This is a genomic window from Paenibacillus puerhi, assembly GCF_009846885.1.
Taxonomy (GTDB): Bacteria; Bacillota; Bacilli; order Paenibacillales; family NBRC-103111; genus Paenibacillus_G; species Paenibacillus_G puerhi.
Genome location: NZ_WUWM01000001.1, coordinates 18,408 through 42,635, shown reverse-complemented (window position 1 = coordinate 42,635; position 24,228 = coordinate 18,408). Strand labels below are relative to the sequence as shown.

Here is a 24,228-nt window from a genome sequence, read left to right as displayed (position 1 = left end):
CCGGCTGGACTGGATACGCAAAAAGGACATCCGCTTTGCCAATCCTTCAGCAAAGCCGACGTCCTCTCCCTCAGCAGCGCCATGAACGCGTAACGGTTCATGGCGCTGCTGCTCTGTTTTATTGTGCGAGCCATCGGCTATCTTGCCGACTGTGCCCTATGCAAGCGACTGTACGCGCCTCCGGAGGCGATCAGCTCCTGGTGCTTGCCCTGCTCGGCGATGCCGCGCTCGTTCACCACGACGATCCGGTCCGCATTGCGGATCGTCGTCAGGCGATGAGCGATGACCAGCGTCGTCCGGCCTTCGGACAGCTCGGACAGCGCCTGCTGGATGGCCGCCTCGGTTTCCGTATCCAGTGCCGAGGTAGCTTCATCCAGGATCAGGATCGGCGGATTTTTCAGGAACATGCGGGCAATCGACAGCCGCTGCTTCTGGCCACCCGACAGCTTCACGCCGCGCTCCCCGATGACCGTCTCCATCCCTTCGGGAAGCTTGCGGATCAGCTCATCGAGCGAGGCTCTGCGCGCCGCCTCCCAGATCTGCTCCTCGGTCGCGTCCAGATCCCCGTAGGCAATGTTTTCGCGAATCGTCCCCGAGAAAAGAAAGACATCCTGCTGCACAATCCCTATATGCTTGCGCAGGGCTTGCAGCTTTATCTGCCGGATGTCCCGGCCATCGATGGTGATCCGTCCCCCCGTCACATCGTAGAAGCGGGGCAGCAGGCTGCAGATGGTCGTCTTCCCGGCCCCGGAAGGACCGACGAATGCGATCGTTTCCCCCGCACGAATGGTCAAGTCGATATGGGTTAGGATGTCCCGGCCCGGCTCATACCCGAACGACACGTCTTCGAAGCGAATATCCCCCTTCACCTCGCGTAAGCTTACCGCATCCGGCGCGTCGGCAATATCCGGCTCCGTATCGAGTATTTCCGTATAGCGCTTGAAGCCTGCGATACCCTTCGGGTAGCTTTCGATCACCGCGTTGATCTTCTCGATCGGCCGGAAGAAAATGTTGGACAGCAGCAGAAACGCCATGAACTCGCCCATTTCCAGCTTATTCTGAATAAAGAACCAAGCGCCGCAGATCATGACGAATACCGTGATCAGACGCATCATCATATAGCTGACGGAGATGCTTTTGGCCATCGTTTTGTAGGCGAGCAGCTTGGTCGTGCGGAAGTTCTGATTGTCCACGGCGAACAGCTTCTTCTCATGGGCTTCGTTGGCAAACGATTGTACGACGCGGATGCCGCCCACATTGTCTTCGATGCGCGCATTGAAGTTGCCGACATCGCCGAACAGACGGCGGTACGTCGTGGTCATCCTCCGGCCAAAGAAGATAATCATCCAGGCCATGACCGGGATGATGATAAACGTCAGCAGCGCCAGCTCCAGATTAATGTAAGCCATCAGCGTAAACGCGCCGGCCAGCGTCATGATCGCGATAAACACGTCCTCAGGCCCGTGATGCGCAACCTCGCCGATGTCATTCAGATCATTCGTGATCCGTCCGATCAGATGGCCGGTTTTTTGATTGTCGAAAAAGCGGAAGCTCAGCTTCTGGATATGCTCGAACATCTTGCGACGCATATCCGTCTCGATGTTGACGCCAAGCATATGCCCCCAGTACGTCACGATATACTGCAGGGCCGTATTGAGGGCATAGACCGCGAGCAAGCCTAAGCACGCCAGCACGATGACCTGCCAATTCTGTCCCGGCAGCAGGTCGTCGATAAACTTGCTCACTGCCAAAGGAAAAGCCAGCTCGAGAAGACCGGCGATGATCGCGCAGGAAAAGTCCAGAATAAAGAGCCCTTTATAAGGTCGGTAATAAGAAAAAAAACGACGAAGCATGCTGAACCCTCACTTCCAAGCAGATGTATAAAGTCTTTGGGGCAAACTTCCGGCAGCAGCACCTAGGAACCACGCTTGGCGGAGCCTATCCGATTCTGAGGGATCGCCGTACTTCCTAGGTTGAGCTTGCCTGCCTGCATCATATAAGATATATCGGATTCCTGCAATACTTCCCGGCAACAAAAAAACGCCGATCGCAGCGATGGCGCATTCCATATTCGTACTCGGCATATCGTGGACGGACCCTCCCCGACCTACCTGGTTCGCGGCCAGACGAGTGAGCACCGCCCCCTGATCGCAACGACGAAACGAAAACTGGCACAACCAACGACGAGGGAATTCTTCCGTCTGCTTGAATATGCGCAGGTGATTCTCATTCGGATGCCTGACGGAAGCCGCTTTCGCCAGTTGGGTCAACAATTGAGATCGAAGCAAAGATGATTGTCAGCACTATTTGGCTATGATGAGTCTATCTATATTTGAATGTATAGGCAGCACGATTCTCTTTTCCAGCAAAATGATCTTTCCCGCTAGGAGCGCTGGCGCATGACCGTGCTTGATTTGTGTTGCTATTCGATATCCAGAGGGTGCGCGAAATGTCAGAGCAAGGTCAAGGAGCAGCTGAGCGCGCCGGAGACCTCGGCCGCCGTTACCGTCGGACCGAGCCCCCGACTGCATCGTCCGCTGTTACGCTGCACCGGAAGCAGATATCCGCGGCTTCGCCGATCGCGTGGAGGTGCCGGTGACCGTGGCGCTCACTGCCGCGCAGCTAGGTATGGCAGATTGTCTAATATAAAAAAGAGTCCGATTGGACCCTCCAACTTGCTTCGCTATTAGCCTTCTGGGAGAAGTCTATATTTTTAATAATACAAACTATGTATATTAGCGCTTAAACTGCTCACACTAGACTTGCTTTTCATTGCTTTTTCCTTTGGCGACCGCTATGCATGTAGCAGTTACAAATAACAAAATAGCTAGCACCCATCCAATCGTTGGCGCGAACGTTATCATGTCTTTCACGGCAATACCAAATAAAATGGATGCAACAGCGAGTAAACAAAGCAAAACTACAATTTTATTCAAAATTATCACCCCAGGCTAAATTATTGGGCAAGCTCAATGTTTTTCTTACAATAAAACTAAGAAAAGGAGGCGAAGAGGAGGGCTACGACGGATGGCCGGTCAGAAACCGGCTTCGGTACGTATTCGGCGTCAGCCCTGTAAACCGCTTGAAGATCTTGATGAAATAGTTGTCATTCTCATAACCGACCTGCAAGCCGATCTCCGACACGGACAAGCTGGTCTGCTCCAGACGGAGCTTGGCTTCTTCGATGCGCAGTTGATGTAGAAACTGAATCACGTTCGTTCCGGTCTTTTTCTTGAACAGCGTGCTGATATACTTCTCATCCATCGCGACCTGCCCGGCCAGCGTCTTCAGCGATATAATGCTGCGGTAATTTTCCTTCATATAGAGAATCAGCTTGTCAACTTCCTTGTGGCCGGTCTCCGCCTGAAGGGAAGAGGGAAGGTCTGAGGCCCGTGCAGGCGGCCCTCCCTCCTGGTAGCCTGCGTCTGCCTCCCGGCCTCCTTCCCGCTTTGGCCGCTTCCTAAGCTCCGCATCCACTTTGACCAGAGCGTCCATCAAGGACTGCACATTCATCGATAGCTTCAATATATAATTGGAGGCGCCGAACTCCATCGCCTGCCGTACATATTCAAAGTCGCTGAGACAGGACAGCATGATGAAGCGGCAGTCGATGTCCGCCTCGCGGACGCGCTTCAGCACCTCCACCCCGTTCATCTTTGGCATCAAAATATCGCAGATGACCAGATGGGGGCGATGCTGCTCGATCAGAGCGAGCGCTTCCTCGCCGTTACCCGCTTCTCCTATGACATCGAAGCCCAGGCTGTGCCAATCCACGATGCGCCTGACCGACTCTCGTACAAACACCTCATCCTCAACCAGCAATACGGTCCACATGCTCCCACCCCCTGCTCCTGATCATCCCTTAGCTGATTTAATTATACCATGCGTCAGTTTCTTCCGTAATACAGCTTGAGGTTCGTGATGTCGACCAAGTATAGAATATCGACTCCCTTGGCGTTCCGTTCCACAGCGAGTCGTTCGATCGGCTTGCCGGGGGCAAGCGAAACCGCGCTCCAGCCGGAGGCTCCTGTATTCACGGCCATAAAGGCCCGATCCGTTCCGCTCGCCGTCGCGTAATAGACTCTCGCCTGCGAACCCGTCCAGGTCACATCGATGGCGGCCTTGGTCTGCACGGTGTCCGCTACGGTCTGCCTGACCCAACCGCTGCCCCCGTTGAAGGCCGCATATTTCACGGAGAACAGGCTGCTGCCTTCCTCCCGGTACCGGTATGCGACCAGTGGAGAGCCGGTCCCGTCGACGGTTAGCTTGGCGCTCTGTACGCCGGGACCGCCGGGATCGGGCGAGCTGTTCACATAACCCTCGCTTCCCGTCAGCGGCTGGACCTTATCCGCGGTAGCCGGAGTGACCGGCACGGAGACGGGGGTACCGTCGGCCTTCGAAAATACGCCGGTAGCCGGACTGTATTTTAGATAAGACAGCTCATGGCGGAGCACACTCGAAGGGAAATGCGACCACTCAAACAAAATATGAAGATCGCCGCTTGCATCGAATGCGAGATCGTTGGGATAGACGGCGCGATTCAAGGCTGAAGCAACCACGGCTACCTTGCTCCAGGCGGAAGAGGCGTTGTTCCAATGGTACAGCACCCCGTTCCGGCGGCCTTGCGGATCCTGATCTCCGCGGACCAGCAAGTACAAGTCGCCGTTAGGAGCTGTCTTCACAACGGGATACGTGATACCCATCCCGGCATCCGGCAGATCAGCCGAATGGTTCTGGGGCGGCCCTCCGACCGTATCGGAGCGAAAATACCTCCAGGGATTGTCGTGCATGGAGGCGAACACATGGAATCTGCCGCTTCCGTCTCTGGCTATCGAAGGCTGATTGTGGCCTATGTCGTCTATGTACTCGGCCACATTCGTCCCGTTCATCACCGGAATGTTCGACCAGGCTCCGGCTCCGTCCCGTCTGGCTATGTACACCTTATGCGTGCCGGGCGTACTGCCAGGAGCGTTATACGCCATATAGGCGTACTCGTTGCCGGTGCCGTACGTCGCCAGAGGCGACCACCATCCCGCCTGATTGCTCGAGTCCATCGCATAAGGCACCTCGGTCAGCACGGCGGCAGCCTGTCCCGTACCTGCCGGAAGCAGCGCCAGCAGCAAAGCCGAGGCAGCGAGTCCCGCTTTCCCTATCCGTTTCATCCATCTCATCGTCAAAACCTCCTTCAGAGCTAACATGCAGAAGCAGCCTTGCGCAGCCCGGATCGATGGGACGGCAATCCTATCTTTCTCCATCAAAATGAAGCGCTTACACAATTTGCTGTCTGTTGCTGCACCTATCGTATCACGGCCGCGACAGGGCCGAACATGAACAATATCTTGCGGTTCATAGAACGATATTCAGCATTTCCGGTCATTGACGCAGCGGGTAGAACGATTTCCTGCTTGGCGGAGTCGTATAATGTCCGGCACGGGTAGAGCGAAAGCCCGAAGGCCGTCGGTCGGTTCACTGAGAGTTCGTACCTGCAGGACGGATTCCAGAGAACGTCGGCGCGCCGAGAATTCTTACCTGTAGGACGGATTCCGGAAACCGTCGGCGCGCCGAGGGTTCTTACCTGTAGGATGGACTCCCGAGAACGTCGATTCGACGTGAGTTCGTACCTGCAGGACGGACTCCAGAGAACGTCGGCGCGCCGTGCATCCCTTCCTTCGGTACGGACTCCAGAGCCGCTATCGGCACTTTTTCATCTGATTGGTAGATGTAACGGACCCAGGAGCCGTTAAACGCCTGGATCTCTTAACCGAAGGCAGCTTTCTGTACAAGTAACGTCATCTGTGTCCGTTATGAAGCTTGATCGAGGTTACCGGGTACATTAACGGCGCTGGGGTCCATTGCGAGGTCGTTCATTCGTTTCACAACCTCCCGCATCGAAGTTCGGGCACTTCTAGCAAACACCATTTGTGTTGAGTGTGCATCATGGGATAAAACCAAGTAAACAGGCGTCCACGCCACTCCCGCATCTTTATCACGATGTGTATGGTCATGGCACCTCCAGAGATTAGTGCACTGCATCAGGTCGCATGAATTCATTCTACATTGGTATTCTAACCATTGGATTAACCAACACTTCAATACGCAAAGGATGAACACCGTGAGTACTGCAACCTTATATGAAAAAGTGGGCGGAGAGCCAGCGATAGAAAAAGTCGTTGATTACTTCTATGAACTTGTTTTAGCTGATAAGACAGTGAATCAATTTTTCAAGAACACGGACATGGACAAGCAGCGAATACATCAAACTAAATTCATCAGCTTCGCTCTGGGCGGTCCGAACCAGTATTCGGGATTGTCGATGGCCAAAGCTCACCAAGGGATGAATTTACAGCCCATTCATTTCGATGCCATTGCTAAGCATCTTCATGATGCGCTTGCACATTTTAATGTGAGTGAAGATGATATTAATCAAGTTTTGAATCACGTAAGTACATTAAAAGAAGATATCCTCTATAAATGATGAGCAAAGGTGAAAAGGGGCAAGTCGAATGGAATCATTCGCCGCCCTTATGGTCGTTCAACTCATCGACAATCGCTCGACCGCTCGAACGTTCGACCACTCGACCACTCGACCACTCGTCCGCACGCCCTACGCCGGATCCCGCCTGACGCATCAAGCCCGGCCACTGACGGAAGTCCTGCATGCGCTCGCGCCGCCTGCGCCTCTTCCCGAATCGCATTCCCCGACGGGGCGTGACGTCAGCCCTCCCCGGGAAGCGGCTGGACCGCCGGCTTGTCATCCGCTACCGCCGTCTCCTCATACGGCTTCGACAGCAGCAGCGGCAAATAAAAACGGACCAACGTGCCCTGCTGCTGCGGCAGCACCTCCAGCCCCGAATTTCCCTTGAACAGCAGCTCCAGCCGCTCCCTCAGGTTGCTGATCCCGATCCCGGGCCTTCTGCGTTCCGGCTTGCCCGTACCCGGCGTCGTACCAGCCGCATCCGGTCTCGTATCCAACTTCGTACCCGGCGTCGTCCCCGGCTTCATGCCGGCTCCGTTGTCCTCTGCCTCCAGATACAGTCGGTCTCCGCGGGCATAAACCCTGACGGTGATCAGCCCTTGACCCTCCAGCTCCATGAAGCCATGCTGGATGCTGTTCTCCGCCAGCGGCTGAAGGCTCAGCTTCGGAATCAGGGCATATTCCAGCCCCGGCTCCGCCTCAACCCGCAGCTCAAACTGCTGTTTGTAGCGGAAATTTTGAATATACATATAAGACTCGACGAGATGCAGCTCCTCCCGCACATGGATCAGCTCCAGCTCGGAGTTCAGCCCGGCCTCCAGCAGCTTGCCCAGGCTGACGCAGATCTCCGCGATATCCGGCTGCTTCTCCACCAGCGCCAGCCATTTGATCGTATTGAGCGTATTGAGCAGAAAATGCGGGTTGGTCTGCGAAAGCAGCACCTGGAAGCGGACGGCCTCCTTCTTCCGCTCCTCCTCCTTCAGCCGCTGAACCAGCTCCTCCATATCGCCCATCATCCGGTTGAAGGCTCGCGTCAGCTGGAGCACCTCGCCTTGGCGATTGGCCTCGGGCAGCTTCACGCGGAACCGCTTATCCACCGCATCAGCCATCCGGCGCTGCAGATGATGCAAGGGCTTGGTGATCGTCGAGGCGATCAGCAGCGTGATCGTAATAAAAGCCAGCGTCAGCGATACCGATACGGTAAAAAACGACCGCTTCAGCCGGTCCACCTCCGCGTAAATAACGTCAAGCGGAACCTGCTTGATCAGCACTTTATCCAGCCGGGGCAGCTTGGAGTAGATATGCAGATAAGAGCCGGACACATAGTAGCCCTTGTCTACGAGCGCGGGCACCCCGGTCAGCCTCTCCCCTTGCCCGGACAGCCTCTGCTTGCTATCCGCGAGAATGGTGCCGTCCAGGTCCAGCAGCAAATACTTTTCCTGGGAAAATTGCGTAGCCAGCCGGAACCATTCATACACATCCACACTGACGCGCAGGGCCGCAAAAGGCGTGTTGTTGCGGTTCTTCAGCGCAGTCGCGTAGGTCAGAAGCTCCGGACTGCGCGACACGTCCCGGCTCGTGTAGTTCCTCTCCCAGTCCCAAGCATATACGCCGGGCTGCTGCGTCGCCTTCACATACCAAGGCTCGCTGGTCATTCGCCCATAGGATAGGCTCTCATAGGGCTGATAAGAGGCGTAGACATGGCCCGTAAAGTCCACTATCGTGTAGTAGACAGGCGACAGGCTGAGAAACAGACTGTTCATGATGGACTTGAACTTGGTTTCGATCAGGTAGACCCGCTGCAGCTCGTCATACCGGTCCGGAACCTGTAGAACGGAGGATGCGGTATCATCCTGCTCCACGAGAATGACGGACTTGTAGGCTACATTCAAGAAGTCCTCCAGCGATTTGTTCAATGAGAGCATCTGATCCAGATTCTGATCGGCCGTCTGCTTCCGGAGCACAGCCTCCACCCGATTGAAGTTGTACAGATTCAGGAAGGCATGCGGCAGCAGGATCAGCAGGACGAAGGCGAGAAACAGCCGGTTTCTCAAGGTGTGGGGCAGCCAGGCCGACGGCTTCAGCTTTGATTTTCTTGGTAAGGAATCCATGCTCGTTAGCCACCCTTTCCAGAGTCCGTCTTCACTTGCCGTGCAAGACAGCTTTTCTTTCCTTCAGCTTAGTACACGATAGCGAACAAAAACAAGCCTTCTTCGCAGAAGGCTGTTTCCACTTGACCAACTCCACTTACCCTTTCACAGCCGTGCTGGACAAGCCCTGAATAATGAACCGCTGCCCGATCAGAAACACCACCAGCATCGGTAGAATCCCCGCCGAGGCGGCTGCCATCATCCCGTTGTAATCGACGTTAAACTCCATAATAAAATTTTGCAGGCCGAGCGGGACCGTATACAGCTCCCGGCTGATCAGAAACACCAGCGCGTTCTCGAAATCGTTCCAGTGCCACGAGAAGTCGATGATGGCCAGTGTCGCCAGCGCCGGCTTGGCGAGCGGCAGCATGATCTGCGCGAAGATGCGGAGGTGTCCGGCTCCGTCGATGAACGCGGATTCGGAGATGTCCTTCGGAATCGAGATGAAGAACTGCCGCATCATAAACACGCCGAAGATCGTAATCATCCCGGGCAGGATCAGTGCCCAGTGCGTGTTGAAGATGCCCAGCCACTTGAACATAATGAACTTCGGCACGAACAGCACCTGAGGCGGAATCATCATCATTGCGATGTAGAGAAGGAACAGCGTGTCCCGGCCCTTGAACTCCACCTTGGTAAAGCCGTAAGCCGCCAGCGCGGACAGGAACGTCGCGCCCGCCATGCTGATCAGCGAAACCTTCAGGGAGTTGATATAGTACGGCACGAAGCTGCTCGATCCCGTCCATATCTTGATATGATGCTCCCATACGGGCTGGGTGGGAATCCAGGCGATCGGGTATTCGAACACCTCGCTCGGCGTTTTGAAGGATGTGGAGATCATCCAGATGAACGGCAGCACCATCAGCACCGCGAAGAACAGCATGATCAGGGTAACCGCGATTTTCCCGAGCCGCTGCCACGCCTGCTTCTTCACGGCGACGGCGGCCGGTCGGCGGCGCGGGGCGGCGGCATAGTCGGCATTGGCATTCATGGCTGGCTTCCTCCTTTGGTTGTATTAGCCATTAATAGTGCACCCATTTCTTCTGTCCGATCCACTGGAGGCCCGTAATGATCAGAATGACAGCGAACAAAGCCCAGGATACAGTGGAAGCGTAGCCCATCTCGTAATAGCGGAATGCCGTCTTGTACACATACAGCGACAGAATAAGCGAGCTGCTGCCGGGACCGCCCTGCGTCAGCGCCTCGATCATGCCGAACGTCTTGATCGTCATAATCAGTCCGGTCACGACCAGCATGAACGTGGTCGGGCTGACAAGCGGGAGCATGATGCGCAGCACCGTCTGCCTGACCGAAGCGCCGTCCATCTTGGCCGCTTCCAGCAGCTCCGGCGATATTTCCTGTAAAGCCGCAAGATAGATGATCATATTATAGCCGAGCATAAACCAGATCCAGATGATATCGATAGCCATCATGACAGAATCCGGAGAGGTCAGCCAGCCCGGGGGATGTGCGATGCCAAGGTTCATGAGCAGGCTGTTGATCGGTCCGAGCTTAGGCTGGAACAGCAGCATCCAGACGAAGGCAACGGCCACGCCGCTTGTAATGTAAGGCATGAAATAAAGCGCGCGGAGCAGCGTCTTCACATAAACCGAACGGTTCAGAATAACCGCGACGATGAACGCCAGCGCTACGGAGACCGGGACGCTAGCCAGGAACAGCACCGTGTTTTGGAGCGACACATAGAACAGCTCGTCGCTAAAAAGCCGCTTGATATTATCGAAGCCTACGAAGTGAAAGGTAGGACTTGTGAACTGCCAATCGGTAAACATCAGAACCGCGGAGAATAACGCCGGGATGATGAAAAACAGGAGCACGCCGATCAGATTCGGCATAATAAACGCATATCCGATCCATAGCTGCCTTCTGCGCATGCACGTCCGCTCCAATCCGGACCGGTGGTCCGGGAGAGCCGGTCGTCTGGATATGGGCGGCCATTCCTGCCTACCCCGACGAAGCTCTCCCTGCTACCGGTTATTTTTTATTTTGCTTCAAATAGTCGTTGTGGCGCTTCGCCATCGACTCCAGCGCAGCCTTGACATCCTTCTTGCCGGTGAAGAAATTCTCGTACTCCTCCTGCCGCAGATCGAGCACCTGCTTCGGCAGCGATCGGGTATACTTGACCGAGTCGTTGAACAGCACCTTCTTGAGCGACTCCTGATCGTAGGTCGCGGCGTTTTCCCCCAGCAGCAGCTTCAATGTTTCATCCGCATTGACCGCCTTGGAGGCCGGGAATCTGCCGCCCGGCACCATCGGCAGCATGCCGCCGTCCGCGTACCACTTCAGGAAGTTCCAGGCCGCTTCCCTGTGCTTGGACTTGGCATTGACCGATATAGCGTCGCCCGTGCCGCCGCGGGTAATGAAATCGCCCGCCTGCTCAGCAAGCCTAGGCACGGGGGCGAAGGCGATCTTGAACGTTCTCGGATTGTCCTTCATGTTGTTCGAGCTGCGGAATATCCAGGTCCCGGCATTCAGCATGGCGGCTTCGCCCTTCAGGAACACCGTGTCTACCGGCATCTTGGAGGTCACCTGCTCGGCGTAAGGAACCGTCGTCCGGCCGTCCTGCATCATAGCCTTCAGCGTTTCCATCCACTGGCCGTACAGCGCATGATCCAGATTGGAGGTGCCGTCCGCCTTGGTGTAGCCGAACTTGGTCGATACGGAATCCAGCGGGTCCGGGAAAGGCTCCAGATGCTGAACGAGCCCGTAGCGGTTATCGCTCTTCAGCTTTTCCGCGTACGTTTTCATCTCCTGCCAGGTCCAGGCTTCCGGCACCTTTAGGCCCGCCTGGTCGAGCACATCCTTGTTGAACCAGACGAAGAACTGGCTTTTGCTCGTGGGCATCGCATAGTATTTGTCATTGATCTTCCATTCCGTGCCGCCGCTGATCTTCTCATCGATGTTGTAATCCTTGAAGGTGCTCAGATCAAGCGCGAACCCGGCATCGATCCGGCGCTGGAGCTGCGTCTGGGAGTAATTGACGAACAGGTCCACGTCCTGCTGGGTCGCAAGCGCCGTGTCCAGCTTCATGTTGCCGGCATCGTCGTTGACGAAGCGCTCATATTTCACCTGAACATCCGGATTCTTGGCATTCCAGGCATCCACAACAGCCTGCGGCCCCGACTCGGCCGGCACTCCTCCCCACATCGTCAGCGTAATCTTCTCGCCCGGCTTGGCTGCCGGTGCAGGGGCCGAGCCGCCTGCCGGACTTGCCGTCCCTTCATTCGTCGCCGTTCCGGTCGAGCAGCCTGCAGCTGTTGCACACACGGCGATTGCGGTCAATACCGTCATCGTCTTTTTCTTTATCATGCTAGAGTCCCCTCCGTTAGCTGTACTTGGCTTTCGCTTGCCATTTCAATATAACACCTGTCTCCCGGCCCGGTAATGAACGATTTCTTCTAGTGGATGGAACGATGTTGTGAGGTTGAGACGGCCCCGATAGAACGATTTCTTCTTTGGAGCTCTTCGAAGCTGTGCAAAGCTCTTGGCAATACGAGGCTGCTCGGGGTATGCTAAAATAATTCCACCAGCGAAGTCTTTCTTCGAGATCAAGTCGGACTACAAAAATTGGATGCGTACGCGATCCCCCCGCTCCGCTCCACACCCTCAAGGAGGCCATCTATCCGATGTTGACAACCAACGAATGGGACTTGCTGTCCCAGCGTCTTCCCGCCTGGCTGGAGGACAGCCGCCGCGAGGCGGCACACGGCTCTCCGGCCAGCTACATCCCGGAGCTGGCCCATGCTCCCGCCGATGCGCTCGGCATCACGATAGCGGCGGCAGACGGCCGGGAGCTCGCCTTCGGCGACAGCGGGCTTCCCTTCACCCTGCAGAGCATCTCCAAGGTGTTCACGCTGCTGCTCGCGCTGATGGATCAGGGCGAAGAGGGCGTGTTCCGCAAGGTCGGCATGGAGCCGACCGGCGATGACTTCAACTCCATGCTGAAGCTGGAGCTTGTCGAGCCCGGCATACCGTTCAATCCGCTGATCAATGCGGGAGCGATCGCCATTTCCTCGCTGATCCGCGGTCGTACGCCTGCGGAGAAAAGCGAACGGATTCTCGCTTTCTTCCGCGAGCTCACCGGAGATCTGAATCTTGGCTATAACGAGCAGGTACGAGCGTCCGAGGCGGCCACTGCACATCGGAACCGGTCCTTGGCTTATTTCCTTAAAGATAATCGGGTCTTGGAGGAAGAGGTGGAGGAGGTGCTGGACGTGTACTTCCGGCACTGCTCGATCGAGGGAACCTGCCGACATATTGCCCGGCTGGCGCTGGTGCTGGCCCTGAACGGGAAGGACCCGGACACCGGCCGGGAGCTGGTTCCCAGGCGCTATGTGCAGATCGCCAAAAGCTTCATGATCTCCTGCGGCATGTACAACGCCTCCGGCGAATTCGCTATCAAGGTCGGCCTTCCGGCCAAAAGCGGGGTCGCCGGCGGTATTCTCGCTCTCGTGCCCGGACGCTACGGCATCGGCGTCGTAGGACCTGCGCTGAATGACAAGGGCAACAGCGTTGCCGGGGTGCATCTGCTGCAGACGATGTCGGCAGCTTGCGATTGGAGTATTTTTTAGAGGATGGGCAGAGGCTGTCGATTCATTGTGAGTAACTGAGTTGAAACGTTCTGCTTTCGCTAACGGACCTCAGAGTCTCTATTTGCAGCGTTTTCGCGATATTGAAAATCTAACGGACTCAGATGACGCTATTTGGTGCATTTGCGCCCATTCTATGCGGTTTTGACGTAAGTAAGGTTGTCTGTGTCCGTTACAATTTGAACAGGCCCCATTTTTGTGAAATAGCGACTGTGGTGTCCGTTACGATCAGCCTTTACTTAACTGCGCTGCCGTCCACAATGAATCGACAGCCTCAGGCAGGCTGTTAGAACTAGCCGCATGAGGAAGTCCCTTGCATGCCCGAGAGCAGGAAAGCATGCGGCTCTGAGGTCTTTAGCGCCAAAAAAAACCATCCTTCCGCTCGCAAATACGAAGCGGGAAGGATGGTTTTGGCTTTGCAGGAATTACTTGATATCCGTCATCGCGACATGGTCCATATCGGAGAACTCTTGGTTCTCGCCGGCCATCGCCCAGATGAACGTGTAGTTGCTCGTGCCCACGCCGCTGTGAATCGACCAGCTCGGGCTGATGATGGCCTGCTCGTTGCGGACGACCAGATGACGAGTTTCGGTAGGCTCGCCCATCATATGGAACACCACGCCGTCTTCCGGCATATCGAAGTACAAGTAAACTTCGGAGCGGCGGTTATGCGTGTGGCAAGGCATCGTATTCCACATGTTGCCCGGCTTCAGCAGCGTCATGCCCATAACGAGCTGACAGCTTTGCACGCCGTTCAGGTGGATGTACTTGTAGATCGTACGCTCGTTGGAGTTCGTGATCGAACCCAGGTGCGCCGGCTCGGCTTCGCTGATCGCGACCTTTACCGTCGGATAGTTCTTATGTGCCGGCGTAGAGCTCAGGTAGAAGCGGGCCGGGTTGGATGCGTCTGCGCTCTTGAACTGAACGTCCTGATTGCCGAGACCTACATAGAGGCAATCCTTGCTCTCCAGCGTATAGTCGGTACCGTCGACCGTGACGACACCAGCCGCCCCGATGTTGATGATGCCGATCTCGCGGCGCTCCAGGAAATAATCGGCGCCCATATCATGCTTAGGCGCTTCCAGCTTGATCGCTGCACCGGTCGGTACGGCGCCGCCCGTAATAAAACGGTCTACGTGGCTGTATACAAGCTTCAGCTCGCCCGGTACGAACAGCTGCTGGATCAGGAACTCCTGGCGCAGGCGCTCGGTATCGTAGTTCTTCGTTTCAGTCGGGTTTGTAGCGTAACGGATTTCCATGAACGTTCGTCCTCCTTAGGATAAAAGCGTTGGAATAGTGAGTAAAGCTGTAGGAAGCCAGCGGCGGGTCCTCCTGCTCTTACATGCCAAGCAGCCAGAGCGATGGACCCCGGTTAGTTTAAACGTTTCAATAACAACGTCTAAGGCACCTGCCGAACAAGCTTCGGATGTACTCCTATCGTATCACAGTTGCCTCCATTGTGCCAAGTTAGAAAAATCCAGATCGGGCGGCCCCTTCCCTCGCTCGTCCCCAGCTCCATCGGCAGGACCCGAAAAACCACCGTGACGCTCCTGCTTTAAAATGATATAATATGGGCTGATATAGGCAAGTAACGACCAGTTGGAAGGAATGAAATACATGAACCCTCTTGCTCAGAAACTGAACGAGACGATCGCCCAGGAAAATCCTCATGTTTATGAGATGCTTTCAGAGCTCGGACGCCTGATTTACTTCCCGAAGGAAGGGATCCTGAGCCAATCCGCCGAAGCGAAAGTCAAAGCCAAGAAGTTCAATGCCACCATCGGCACCGCGCTGGAGAACGGGCAGCCGATGCACCTGAAGGTAATTCAAGATACTTTGTCCGCCTACCAACCGAAGGACATTTATGAATATGCTCCGCCAGCCGGGAAGCCCGAGCTTCGCGCCGCCTGGCGTGCGAAAATGCTGGAGGAGAACCCTTCCCTCCAAGGGAAAGGCCTCGGCAATCCGATCGTAACGAACGCCCTGACTCACGGGCTCAGCATCGTGGCCGATCTGTACGCAGGCCCCGGCGACGCCGTCATTATCCCGGATAAAAACTGGGAGAATTACGAGCTGACCTTCGGCATCCGCCGCGGAGCCGAGCTTGTCTATTACCCGCTGTATAACGCAGAGCGCCGCTTCAACGCACAAGGCCTCCGCGATGCTCTGCTTGCCCAGAAAGACAAGGGCAAGGCGATCGTGGTGCTCAACTTCCCGAATAACCCGACCGGCTACACGCCGGATGCCGCCGAAGGCGCCGCCATCGTCGGTGCGATCCGCGAAGCGGCCGAAGCCGGCATCAATGTCGTAGCGGTCACCGATGACGCCTACTTCGGACTGTTCTTCGAGAACTCGCTGCAGGAATCGCTCGCAGGCCATCTGGCCGGGCTGAATTCGCGCATCCTATCCGTCAAGATCGACGGAGCCACGAAGGAAGAGTACGTCTGGGGATTCCGCGTCGGCTTCATCACGTATGCCGGACAGAGCGAGGCGATGCTCGCTGCGCTGGAGCAGAAGACGATGGGCATCATCCGCGCCACGATCTCCAGCGGTCCGCATCCGTCGCAAACCTTCGTCCTGCATGCGCTCCAATCGCCCGATTTCAAGGCGCAGAAGCAAGAGAAGTTCGAGATCATGAAAGGCCGCGCCAACCGCGTCAAGGAGCTGCTGGACAGCGGCAAGTACGGCGATGTCTGGGAATATTATCCGTTCAACTCCGGGTACTTCATGTGCCTGAAGCTGAACACCGTCACAGCCGAAGCGCTGCGCACTCATCTGCTCGACAAGTATGGCGTCGGCACGATCGCCCTCGGCGATACCGATCTGCGCGTCGCGTTCTCCTGCATTGAGGAAGCGAATATCGACGAGCTGTTCGATATCATCTACCAAGGCGTGCTTGATCTGCAGAGCGTCGCTGCGAAATAAAACCACATAAAGGGGCTGGCCGCTCAAGCAGATAAACCTGCTAGAGCGGCCAGCCCCTTCTCATTCTCTACCCGTCTATTACCGCGGATAGTGGAACTCCCCGCGGTAATTCGAGGCGTTGCACAGGGCGTACTTCTCCGGCACGACGACCGTTTCGGCCGCTGCTGGGCGGTCCTGTGTGTATATATACATGCGCTGCGCATCCCACAACAGGAGCTCGTCCCGGCCGTCGCCGGTCAGGTCCAGCACCTCTGCGCACAGATCGGGATGCCCATCGTCCGGAAAGAGCACGACACGGCGGCCATGGCCGTCGATAAGTCCTCCGTACTGCGTATTCCCGTTAAGCAGGACAAGATCCTGTCCGTCCCCCGTCCAGTTGACCGGCGTCAGCAGATTGCCGTTGCAGGCAGGCTCGAATTGATGGATGAGCCTCCCCTCCCCATCGAAGAAATAAACGATACCCTGCTCGCCCCAGAACGTACTGACGCACAGCTCCAGCCCCGGCAGCTCGGGACGGTAATTGCCGACGCTCACCCGCTGGGCGTGTCCGATCATATGCTTATGGACAATCTGTCCCTGCAGATCGGCGATCATAAAGCCTTCCTCTCCCGAAGCTATCGCGATCAGCGGCTCCTCGTTCGTCGGATGCCAATGCCCGATCAGAATCTCATCCGTATGATCGGTCTCCACCGGCAGCGAAAACAACAGCTTGCCGTCATGATCGACCAGATGATAGCCTACGAACATCTCGTCCCGGCCATCGCCATCGATGTCGGCGGTATAAGGGAAATGTCCGGTGATGCCCTCGTGGAACGACCATAGCAGCGTCAGCTCGCTGTCGTATACCCAGAGGCGGCTATACCGGTCCTTGATCACGATATCGGTCGGAGTGGGATTGCCGGAGAAATTGGCGATGCGGATCGCATCGACATTGATCCGGTCGAACGCGTAGACGTGATGGGGCACGCTGAACAGCTCGCCGCCGGATGCCGAGGAAAGCGGCGTCGGGATGGAGCGCTTGACCTCGCCGGTACGTCCGTCCAGAATCATCAGCCGGAAGTTGCGCGCCACGATCACCTCATCGAATCCGTCTCCGTCGATATCGCATACCTGGAAAGGCAGATCCGCCGACAGCAGCGCATGGTCGGTAAGCGTACTCGGCTCGCCGAGCTGCCACAGCACCTCTCCCTCCAGCGTAATTGCCGTGAGGCAGGAGATATGCGCGTAAGCATCCTTATGGCCCCGCTTCTGGTGCTGGGCAAGCACCAGTTGCAGCTCGCTGCCGCCGGTCAGATGACCGAAGCGGATCTGGCGAGCTGTGCCGAAATGCTTAAAGTCGATCGTCTTCCACAGCCGGGGCTGCGGATACCGGCTGCGGAGCTCGGCGAGCTCACGGTCATCCGCCGTATGCAGCTCCGTCCAGGCCTCGTGCTGGCGATCCGTCATCGTCACCAGCACGTCGCTGTACTGGGCGGGCATCCGCGACGACAGCCCAACCCGCCCGAAGGCGTAGCTGTCATCTTGGGCCGAAAGCAGCGGGATGCCGTCCACGGAGACGGACAGACTGGAGCCGGAGCAGTCCGCCTGCAGCCGGTAACGCGTATCGCAGTCGGCCGCGAACGGAACGGACGCCAGCTCGGTGATCTGCTGCTGGTCGCGCTTCAGCAGCGCCAGCCGCCCGTCCGAGAAGCCGACGAAGTAATAGCGCCTGGCATGCTGGTAGCGGAACAGAATGCCCGTATGCGAAGCGGTCGAGAGCGGACGGACGGTGACCTCCAGCTTATAATCGCGCCAGCGGCCGTCTCCCTTCACCAGCAAGGGCCAGTGGCTGCTAATCGCCGCCTGAGGCCTTGTCTGTTCCATATACTTGACACCCTCGTCCTCCGTTACGATCCAGGTCGGACCGAGCCAGCCGTAATAAACGACCGGATCGTACCAGCCGCCGCTGTTCCCTTCCGATGGATAATAGTGGTACTCTCCGATCGCAGAATGCTTGGGATCGTAGGGAAACGGTCCGATCGAAAACTGATTGAAGCTGTCTTGCAAAACGGGAATCACGGCTCATCGCCCCCTTCTTCGTAGTTGAGTTTCCTTCGTTAGTTCAGCTTGCTGCCTTCCTTCGCATACCAGTCGCTCCACTGCTTGATCGCCTTATCCCCGCCGGAGGAGCGGTATTTCTTTACGTAGTCGTTCCAGCTGGTATCGATCTTTTCATTGCCAAGAATCGTCTTCGCGGTGTATTCCTGAGCGATTTTGGGCAGATTGTACGCCGCCAGCTCGGGATAATACGGCAGCGCCGCCGCCACTTTATCCAGCGTACCCACGCTAGTGGCGAGGGTCAGATTATCGATGACCGCGTCCTTATACTCCGTCTTCATATAGGCCTTCACTTCATCGTTCAGCAGCCCGTGCTTCACGAGTGAGAACGCCCAATGCAGCGCCGCCCGCTCCGTGCTAGTTTTCTGGAAGGCGCCGCCCGCTTCCGTATAATGCTTGCCCTCGATGCCGAGGAAGTTAAACCGGGTTCCCTCGGGGGATACGGCCCAATCCAGAAACTTCAGCAGCGCCTCCACATTTTTCGTCCCCTGCGGGATCGCGATATAGTGACGGTTCGTCGAGTTGTACGTAAACGTCGAGGGCGTCCCGTCCTGGCGTAGAGGCGGCTCGACCGCGATATAGTTGTCCATGACGCCGTCGGCGAATTCCTTGCCGCTGGCAAAGTGCCAGAAGCCGTTAAACATGCCGTACTTGCCGGTATTGATCTTCTGCCGGAATATCGCTCCCGTGATCGTCGGCCATTCCGGATCGAGAATTTTCTCCGACACCAGCTTGTTCATGAACCCCAAATAGTCGCGGTACTCCTCGGTAATCTCCGGCGGCTGAAGCTCATTATCGCGGAACTTGTACGATTCGGCGTCGAACGCCGCCTGAAACATGCGGCCTCCGTAAGTCAAATCATTATTGCCGACTAGCCCGAAAGTATCATTCTTTCCGTTGCGGTCCGGGTCCTTTTCTGTAAACGCCTTCATGACCTCATAAAATTCATCGATGGTGCGCGGCGGCTTCAAATCAAGCGTATCCAGCCACTTCTTATTGATGTACACCACCTGGGTGAAGCCATCGTGCCGGTTATACGGAATGGCCCATATTTTCCCCTCCTGGGTGACCGGCAGCCAGGCCTCCTTAGGCATGACATTTTTGAGATTCGGGTACTTGTCCAAATACGGCGAAAGATCGGTAAGCAAGCCGTCGTTGGCAAACTGGAGCAGCTTGCTTTTGAAATTTTCGGTTAGCGCGAACGCGTCGGGGTACTCGCCCGAGGCCATCATAATGTTGAGCTTGTCCACGTAACCGGCCGATCCCGGAGATTCCAGCTCGACCGTACGCCCGTCTGCTGCTGTAGGTAATCAATATACTCATTGTCGCTCAGCGACATGCCCTTGGCGTCGACGTTATAGTCGAACATCACTTTAAAGCTGGGCACCTTGTCCGGCTCTGCGGCCTCTCCGCTTTTAACATCCCCGCCTCCCGAGCTGCATCCGCCGACCGCAAGCGCGGCAGCGACAAGTGCAAGCCAGGATCTTCTTTTTACATGAATCGCCATACAGACCTCCTGATCAACCAGTCGATTTCCGCTATGCCCGCCGCTTAGGCAGCGGCAGCGGATACTTCTTCATTCTAATGAGCGGACGCCTAACCGCAATGAATAATCCTTAAGACCATGTACAGAATTTATGAAAGGCGTCTGTCTATTTTTTGTGCTCCATATTTTCGCTGCGCCGGCGGCTCCGATATTCATTAGGCGGAAGCTGATAGGTCTTCTTGAATTGGCGGATGAACGTATGAACCGTATCGTATCCGCACTGCTCGGCGATATGCTGGATGGTCAGGTCGTCATTCTCCAGCAGACGAATCGCTTTCTGAATGCGCAGCCGGCTGATGTAATCGATAAATCCGATACCGAGCTGATTTTTGATCACCACACTGAGATAGGAAGGACTCATCGACAGCTTCTCCGCCAGCATACTTAACGATATGGGAGAATCGAAATGCTGATCGATATAATCGATGATCATTTTCCCCGTCGAGTTGACCCGCTCGTGAGGCGCATGGACGAGCTCGATCAGCAGCGCGCAGATTTTCAGGACGTACGCCTTCTTCTCCTCCAGAAATTCATAGCTGTACAGCGTGATGAAGGGGTCCTCCTTGCACTGCTGCTGGATGTCGATCCGGTGCTCGATGGCAAACTTCATAATAACCGACATGATATTGGCGAATAACGCATGAATCCAGTCGAGCGTGAATTGACGGTCCGCAATCAGCTCTTCGAGGATCGACTCCAGGCAGCTTTCGATCCGGTCCAGCCTGCCCGCCTCCAGATCCCCCGCCATCTGATGGATGCTTTGCGACAGTTTCGGCAAGGAGACTGAACCCGTGAAGGACAACTGCTCATAGTAAATCAGCGAATGCTTCCCGTAGATGGACTTGTAGTCGACCGCCAGCATCGCATGCGCATAGCAGGAATGGACATGCGCCACATCGTCCGCGATCTCGCTTACGCCTACGCAAACCGTCAAGCCGCAGTTTTCCTTGATATCGTTCTGGATATAGCGGATCGTCTCGTTCAAGCGTTCCTGCGCCGCTTCACCCGGGGTATCGTAGCAGATCAGCACGGTCACCTTCTCCAGCTCCGTATTCATAATATGCGCATTGAACTTTAAGGCGAATGACCAGCGGATCGCGTTGAAAATGATCTTGTTCATCACAAAGCGCTCGCTGTTCGTCTTGGTCAGCAGGTAGTTGTAATAATCGTCGATCTGAAACACGATAACTTGATAGCCCGCGCCCCTCAGATTGATCTGGTACTGCTTCGACTTCTCCTCCAGCCCGGCCAATACCGGCTTGCCGTTCAGCAGGTCCGTAACAAGCCCGTTACGAAGATCATCCAGATTATGCTCCAGATTGCTCTTGGCCAGCTTGTCCTGCTCCCGGCGGATCAGACGGAAGTACAGCAGCAGCAGCAGACCAAGTGCGAGGCAGGAGGCGAGTATGATATATTTGTACGCCTTGTGCTCCGTTCCCCCTTCCGTCAGCACCTGCTGCGGCATGATCGTCAGCAGCTTCCACTTGCCCGTGTCGGATGCGGAGGTTATGACCAGATGATCCTTATAGAAGAAGGACGCCGCCTTGGTAGCCCAAATCTCCTTCGCATGCTCGTTATAGAAACCGGCGATGCGTGCGTCACCGGCCAGCAGAATCCGGTCCTGCTCATCCAGCCACAGCAGATACGGGCTCTCCTCCAGCAGCGTGTCGGCCATATAAGCGCGGCTGACGTTTATGGCTACCGCTCCCTTTTTGTTGCGAGAGGGCAGGCCGGCGGTCATCGATATAATAGGGGAGCCGTTCGGCTCCGTAATGTCCGGATCGAAGGTTTGCCACTGCCACTGTTCATTCTCTCTGCCGTATTCAAACTGCTCGAAGACGCGATGATTGGGGAAATCCTTCAGCTCGGTCAGCATGTACGGAGTGGAGAGCACCAGATCATTGGTCTTGTTGTGCAAATAAAAGGAAGAGATGCCCGAATGGCTGTTGATGAGTTCAATAAATGAATTTTGAATGCGGCTGAGCCTGTACATATCCGTGACGAGCTCGCCGGGCATCGTCAGCCATTCGGTGATTTCCCGGTTAATCAGCACCTGACGGTACACCGATTGAAGCCGTTCCGTAAACAGAAACAGCGTTGAGAACGCTTTCTCATGATTTTTTTGATAAACAAAGACGCGTTCCTTCCGGTACTCGGACCGAACGCTCTGATCGTACAGAAAGACGGAAGCGGAAAAAATAAGGAGAATCACGAGCGATAAAACAAATACGGAGCGGTCCTTAATGCGTTGGATAAAGGGGAGCATCATCGAGTCTTCGGCCTCCTGCCTTGCGTTTGAAGCCATTATAGCACACCGGCAGGCGGCCCTTCTTCCCCGATCGGGTCACTTTCCCCCTCATTCAAATAACTAATCATCGCTTCAAAAATCGTTCATCCCGTCACCACAAAAATTATACATACCTCAAAAAAGTAGACATATGCCTGGCGCGGCCTCCTCTCCTATAATGGGGTCTACACCGGAGCCGTAACGCCGATAGGAGACGCAAGAACGGCCATAAGCCAAGGGAAAGGACGATCAGGATGAAAGCAATCACCTCCGCTGCCTCAACCAAAAAGAGCCGGCTCGCAGCCATTTGGTCCGCATGGAGCAAGTACAAGTATTTATACCTGCTGATGCTGCCGGGATTCATTTGGTATTTGATTTACAAGTATTTGCCCATGTACGGGCTCATTATCGCGTTCAAAAATTTCAATTTTGCCAAGGGGATTTGGGGCAGCCCCTGGGTCGGTTTGGCGCATTTCGAGTTTTTATTCAGTTACCCGGATTTTTACCGCATCGTGAAAAATACGATTATGATGAATGTCTATGAGCTGCTCTTTTCTTTCCCGGCGCCGATCATTCTGGCACTGCTGCTCAATGAGCTGAAAAATATCGTCTTCAAGCGCTGGATTCAGACCATTGTGTACTTTCCGCACTTTCTGTCCTGGGTCGTGTTCGGGGGGATCGTCATTCAGCTGCTGTCGCCGAATGAGGGGCTGGTCAATCAGATCCGGACGGCTTTCGGTCTGGATACGATCCACTTCATGGTCATGTCCGACTATTTCCGGCCGACGATCATCACTTCGCTGATACTGAAGGAAAGCGGCTGGGGAGCGATCATTTATTTGGCGGCGCTGTCATCGATCGATCCCGAGCAGTACGAGGCGGCCACGATCGACGGCGCCAATCGCTGGCATAAGCTGCTTCATATAACGATACCGGGCATCCGCAATACGATTATTCTATTGCTGATCCTCAAGATCGGTACGATGCTCGATTATGGCTTCGAGCAGATCTATGTCATGTACAACCCGTCCGTCTACGATGTCGGCGACGTGCTGAGCACCTATATTTACCGGATCGGTCTGCAGGATGCCCGGTTCAGTCTGACAACGGCGATCGGTCTGTTCCAATCGGTGATCGGCTTCGTGCTGATCTGGAGCGCTAACCGGGTCGCGCGGCGATTCAGCGATAATTCATTGTGGTAGGAAGGAGCACTCACGTCATGAGCAAAAACTTTTCACTTGCCAATTTCGCTATAGGCTCGATTCTTGTTGCCTTTGCCCTGATCACCTTCATGCCCTTCTATTACGTCATGCTGACTTCCATCAGCGATCCGCAGCTGCTCAAGGAGGGCGAGCTGCTTCTATGGCCGAAGGGCTTTGACCTGAAGGCTTACCAGATCATTCTCGATAATCAACGGTTCCTGACCGCCTTCGTCAATACGATCCAGCGTACAGTGCTTGGCGTGACGATCAATCTGGCCCTGTCGCTCAGCTTCGCCTATGTGCTGTCCAAGCGATACTTACCGGGGCATAAGCTGTTCATGCTGTACATTATCGTGACCATGCTGTTTAACGGCGGCATCATTCCTACCTATCTGATCGTCAAGGGCACCGGCCTGATCGACACCATCTGGGCGCTCGTCATCCCTTCGGCTATCAGTACGTGGAACGTTATTCTGCTGAAGTCGTTCTTCGAGAACGTGCCGGACAGTATGGAGGAATCGGCCAAGATCGACGGTGCGAACGATTGGACGATCTTCTTCAAGATTTACTTGCCGCTATCCACAGCCTCCATCGCTACGATCGGCCTGTTCATCGCGGTTCATCACTGGAACACTTATATGGATGCCGTTGTTTACATTAACTCGCCGAAGCTGCATGTTCTTCAAATATTTTTGAGAGATATGGTCGTCCAGCTGGAGATGGCTACCGTACTTGGGGATATGGGGGCTATCGCGGAGACGTCCTCGCTGTCGGTGCGCACGGCTTCTATATTTCTTGTTGCCCTTCCCGTCATTATCGTGTACCCGTTCATTCAGAAGTACTTCGTCAAGGGTGTGATGCTGGGAGCGGTGAAGGGCTAGGAACTCCTTGTCCGCCATGGCGGACATGTCCAAACTCATCGATCCTGCCGATAAAAAA

General features: G+C 55.5%; 18 protein-coding genes and 1 pseudogene. 6 read left to right on the top strand and 13 right to left on the bottom strand.

Annotation, left to right across the window (positions count from 1 at the left end; all coding sequences use genetic code 11):
* Positions 1-137: 137 nt before the first annotated feature.
* Complete coding sequence (locus tag GSF01_RS00205) at positions 138-1,853, bottom strand: ABC transporter ATP-binding protein (protein WP_159881003.1); 1,716 nt, start codon at positions 1,851-1,853, stop codon at positions 138-140.
* A gap of 261 nt (positions 1,854-2,114) precedes the next feature.
* On the opposite strand from GSF01_RS00205, the pseudogene GSF01_RS30575 reads away from it, so the two are divergent.
* Positions 2,115-2,294, top strand: a pseudogene (locus GSF01_RS30575) (IS1634 family transposase); the annotation flags it as partial.
* A 462-nt stretch (positions 2,295-2,756) separates the two neighbouring features.
* Here GSF01_RS30575 and GSF01_RS00200 read toward each other — a convergent pair.
* From GSF01_RS00200 to GSF01_RS00190, 3 genes are all read right to left on the bottom strand, one after another.
* Entirely contained in the window at positions 2,757-2,936 is a 180-nt protein-coding gene (locus GSF01_RS00200) for a hypothetical protein (protein WP_235941185.1), read from the bottom strand.
* A gap of 82 nt (positions 2,937-3,018) precedes the next feature.
* Complete coding sequence (locus GSF01_RS00195; RefSeq protein ID WP_159881001.1) at positions 3,019-3,834, bottom strand: response regulator; 816 nt, start codon at positions 3,832-3,834, stop codon at positions 3,019-3,021.
* A gap of 53 nt (positions 3,835-3,887) precedes the next feature.
* A complete protein-coding gene (locus tag GSF01_RS00190) occupies positions 3,888-5,171 on the bottom strand; it encodes a BNR-4 repeat-containing protein (protein WP_201305285.1) in 1,284 nt (427 codons plus the stop codon).
* A 941-nt stretch (positions 5,172-6,112) separates the two neighbouring features.
* Between GSF01_RS00190 and GSF01_RS00185 the strand changes: the two genes are divergently transcribed.
* Complete coding sequence (locus tag GSF01_RS00185; protein ID WP_235941183.1) at positions 6,113-6,475, top strand: group I truncated hemoglobin; 363 nt, start codon at positions 6,113-6,115, stop codon at positions 6,473-6,475.
* Positions 6,476-6,714: 239 nt separating this feature from the next.
* Here GSF01_RS00185 and GSF01_RS00180 read toward each other — a convergent pair whose 3' ends face one another.
* From GSF01_RS00180 to GSF01_RS00165, 4 genes are all read right to left on the bottom strand, one after another.
* The gene (locus tag GSF01_RS00180) at positions 6,715-8,586 is read right to left on the bottom strand and encodes a cache domain-containing sensor histidine kinase (protein ID WP_159880999.1); all 1,872 of its coding nucleotides are present in this window, start codon (positions 8,584-8,586) and stop codon (positions 6,715-6,717) included.
* 136 nt (positions 8,587-8,722) lie between these two features.
* Entirely contained in the window at positions 8,723-9,508 is a 786-nt protein-coding gene (locus tag GSF01_RS00175) for a carbohydrate ABC transporter permease (protein WP_235941218.1), read from the bottom strand.
* A gap of 139 nt (positions 9,509-9,647) precedes the next feature.
* Positions 9,648-10,517, bottom strand: coding sequence for a carbohydrate ABC transporter permease (locus GSF01_RS00170; RefSeq protein WP_159880997.1), 870 nt, complete (start codon positions 10,515-10,517; stop codon positions 9,648-9,650).
* A gap of 100 nt (positions 10,518-10,617) precedes the next feature.
* The gene (locus GSF01_RS00165) at positions 10,618-11,952 is read right to left on the bottom strand and encodes an ABC transporter substrate-binding protein (RefSeq protein ID WP_159880996.1); all 1,335 of its coding nucleotides are present in this window, start codon (positions 11,950-11,952) and stop codon (positions 10,618-10,620) included.
* Between the two features lie 317 nt (positions 11,953-12,269).
* Between GSF01_RS00165 and glsA the strand changes: the two genes are divergently transcribed.
* The gene (gene glsA, locus GSF01_RS00160) at positions 12,270-13,214 is read left to right on the top strand and encodes a glutaminase A (RefSeq protein WP_159880995.1); all 945 of its coding nucleotides are present in this window, start codon (positions 12,270-12,272) and stop codon (positions 13,212-13,214) included.
* 443 nt (positions 13,215-13,657) lie between these two features.
* Here the strand turns inward: glsA and kduI are convergent, their stop codons facing one another.
* Positions 13,658-14,491 carry a 5-dehydro-4-deoxy-D-glucuronate isomerase gene (gene kduI, locus GSF01_RS00155; RefSeq protein WP_159880994.1) on the bottom strand — a complete coding sequence of 278 codons (834 nt, stop codon included), beginning with the start codon at positions 14,489-14,491 and terminating at the stop codon, positions 13,658-13,660.
* A gap of 358 nt (positions 14,492-14,849) precedes the next feature.
* Between kduI and GSF01_RS00150 the strand changes: the two genes are divergently transcribed.
* A complete protein-coding gene (locus tag GSF01_RS00150) occupies positions 14,850-16,157 on the top strand; it encodes an aminotransferase class I/II-fold pyridoxal phosphate-dependent enzyme (RefSeq protein ID WP_159880993.1) in 1,308 nt (435 codons plus the stop codon).
* Between the two features lie 78 nt (positions 16,158-16,235).
* On the opposite strand, the gene GSF01_RS00145 is transcribed toward GSF01_RS00150, so the two are convergent.
* The 4 genes from GSF01_RS00145 to GSF01_RS00130 all read right to left on the bottom strand — a co-directional run bounded on the left by GSF01_RS00145 (position 16,236) and on the right by GSF01_RS00130 (position 22,069).
* Entirely contained in the window at positions 16,236-18,215 is a 1,980-nt protein-coding gene (locus tag GSF01_RS00145; RefSeq protein WP_159880992.1) for a rhamnogalacturonan lyase family protein, read from the bottom strand.
* Between the two features lie 38 nt (positions 18,216-18,253).
* The gene (locus GSF01_RS00140) at positions 18,254-19,504 is read right to left on the bottom strand and encodes an extracellular solute-binding protein (protein ID WP_235941182.1); all 1,251 of its coding nucleotides are present in this window, start codon (positions 19,502-19,504) and stop codon (positions 18,254-18,256) included.
* A complete protein-coding gene (locus tag GSF01_RS00135) occupies positions 19,483-19,761 on the bottom strand; it encodes a hypothetical protein (protein ID WP_159880991.1) in 279 nt (92 codons plus the stop codon). Before GSF01_RS00135 ends, GSF01_RS00140 begins: the two co-directional genes overlap by 22 nt.
* 145 nt (positions 19,762-19,906) lie before the next feature.
* Positions 19,907-22,069, bottom strand: coding sequence for a helix-turn-helix domain-containing protein (locus GSF01_RS00130; RefSeq protein ID WP_159880990.1), 2,163 nt, complete (start codon positions 22,067-22,069; stop codon positions 19,907-19,909).
* Positions 22,070-22,341: 272 nt separating this feature from the next.
* Here GSF01_RS00130 and GSF01_RS00125 point away from each other — a divergent pair, with 272 nt between their 5' ends.
* Together GSF01_RS00125 and GSF01_RS00120 are read left to right on the top strand one after the other, a co-directional pair.
* Positions 22,342-23,289, top strand: a complete 948-nt coding sequence (locus GSF01_RS00125) for an ABC transporter permease (RefSeq protein ID WP_159880989.1) — start codon at positions 22,342-22,344, stop codon at positions 23,287-23,289.
* Between the two features lie 17 nt (positions 23,290-23,306).
* Positions 23,307-24,170 carry a carbohydrate ABC transporter permease gene (locus tag GSF01_RS00120; RefSeq protein WP_159880988.1) on the top strand — a complete coding sequence of 288 codons (864 nt, stop codon included), beginning with the start codon at positions 23,307-23,309 and terminating at the stop codon, positions 24,168-24,170.
* Positions 24,171-24,228 lie beyond the last annotated feature (58 nt).

Excerpts from the sequence above, each read along its gene's own strand:
- GSF01_RS00190 (WP_201305285.1), bottom strand. The coding sequence starts at position 5,171 with ATGAGATGGATGAAACGGATAGGGAAAGCGGGACTCGCTGCCTCGGCT.
- kduI (WP_159880994.1), bottom strand. The coding sequence starts at position 14,491 with ATGGAAATCCGTTACGCTACAAACCCGACTGAAACGAAGAACTACGAT.
- GSF01_RS00165 (WP_159880996.1), bottom strand. The coding sequence starts at position 11,952 with ATGATAAAGAAAAAGACGATGACGGTATTGACCGCAATCGCCGTGTGT.
- GSF01_RS00135 (WP_159880991.1), bottom strand. The coding sequence starts at position 19,761 with ATGGCGATTCATGTAAAAAGAAGATCCTGGCTTGCACTTGTCGCTGCC.
- GSF01_RS00150 (WP_159880993.1), top strand. The coding sequence starts at position 14,850 with ATGAACCCTCTTGCTCAGAAACTGAACGAGACGATCGCCCAGGAAAAT.
- GSF01_RS00170 (WP_159880997.1), bottom strand. The coding sequence starts at position 10,517 with ATGCGCAGAAGGCAGCTATGGATCGGATATGCGTTTATTATGCCGAAT.
- GSF01_RS00195 (WP_159881001.1), bottom strand. The coding sequence starts at position 3,834 with ATGTGGACCGTATTGCTGGTTGAGGATGAGGTGTTTGTACGAGAGTCG.
- GSF01_RS00205 (WP_159881003.1), bottom strand. The coding sequence starts at position 1,853 with ATGCTTCGTCGTTTTTTTTCTTATTACCGACCTTATAAAGGGCTCTTT.
- GSF01_RS00125 (WP_159880989.1), top strand. The coding sequence starts at position 22,342 with ATGAAAGCAATCACCTCCGCTGCCTCAACCAAAAAGAGCCGGCTCGCA.
- GSF01_RS00180 (WP_159880999.1), bottom strand. The coding sequence starts at position 8,586 with ATGGATTCCTTACCAAGAAAATCAAAGCTGAAGCCGTCGGCCTGGCTG.
- glsA (WP_159880995.1), top strand. The coding sequence starts at position 12,270 with ATGTTGACAACCAACGAATGGGACTTGCTGTCCCAGCGTCTTCCCGCC.
- GSF01_RS00175 (WP_235941218.1), bottom strand. The coding sequence starts at position 9,508 with ATGCTGTTCTTCGCGGTGCTGATGGTGCTGCCGTTCATCTGGATGATC.
- GSF01_RS00130 (WP_159880990.1), bottom strand. The coding sequence starts at position 22,069 with ATGATGCTCCCCTTTATCCAACGCATTAAGGACCGCTCCGTATTTGTT.
- GSF01_RS00120 (WP_159880988.1), top strand. The coding sequence starts at position 23,307 with ATGAGCAAAAACTTTTCACTTGCCAATTTCGCTATAGGCTCGATTCTT.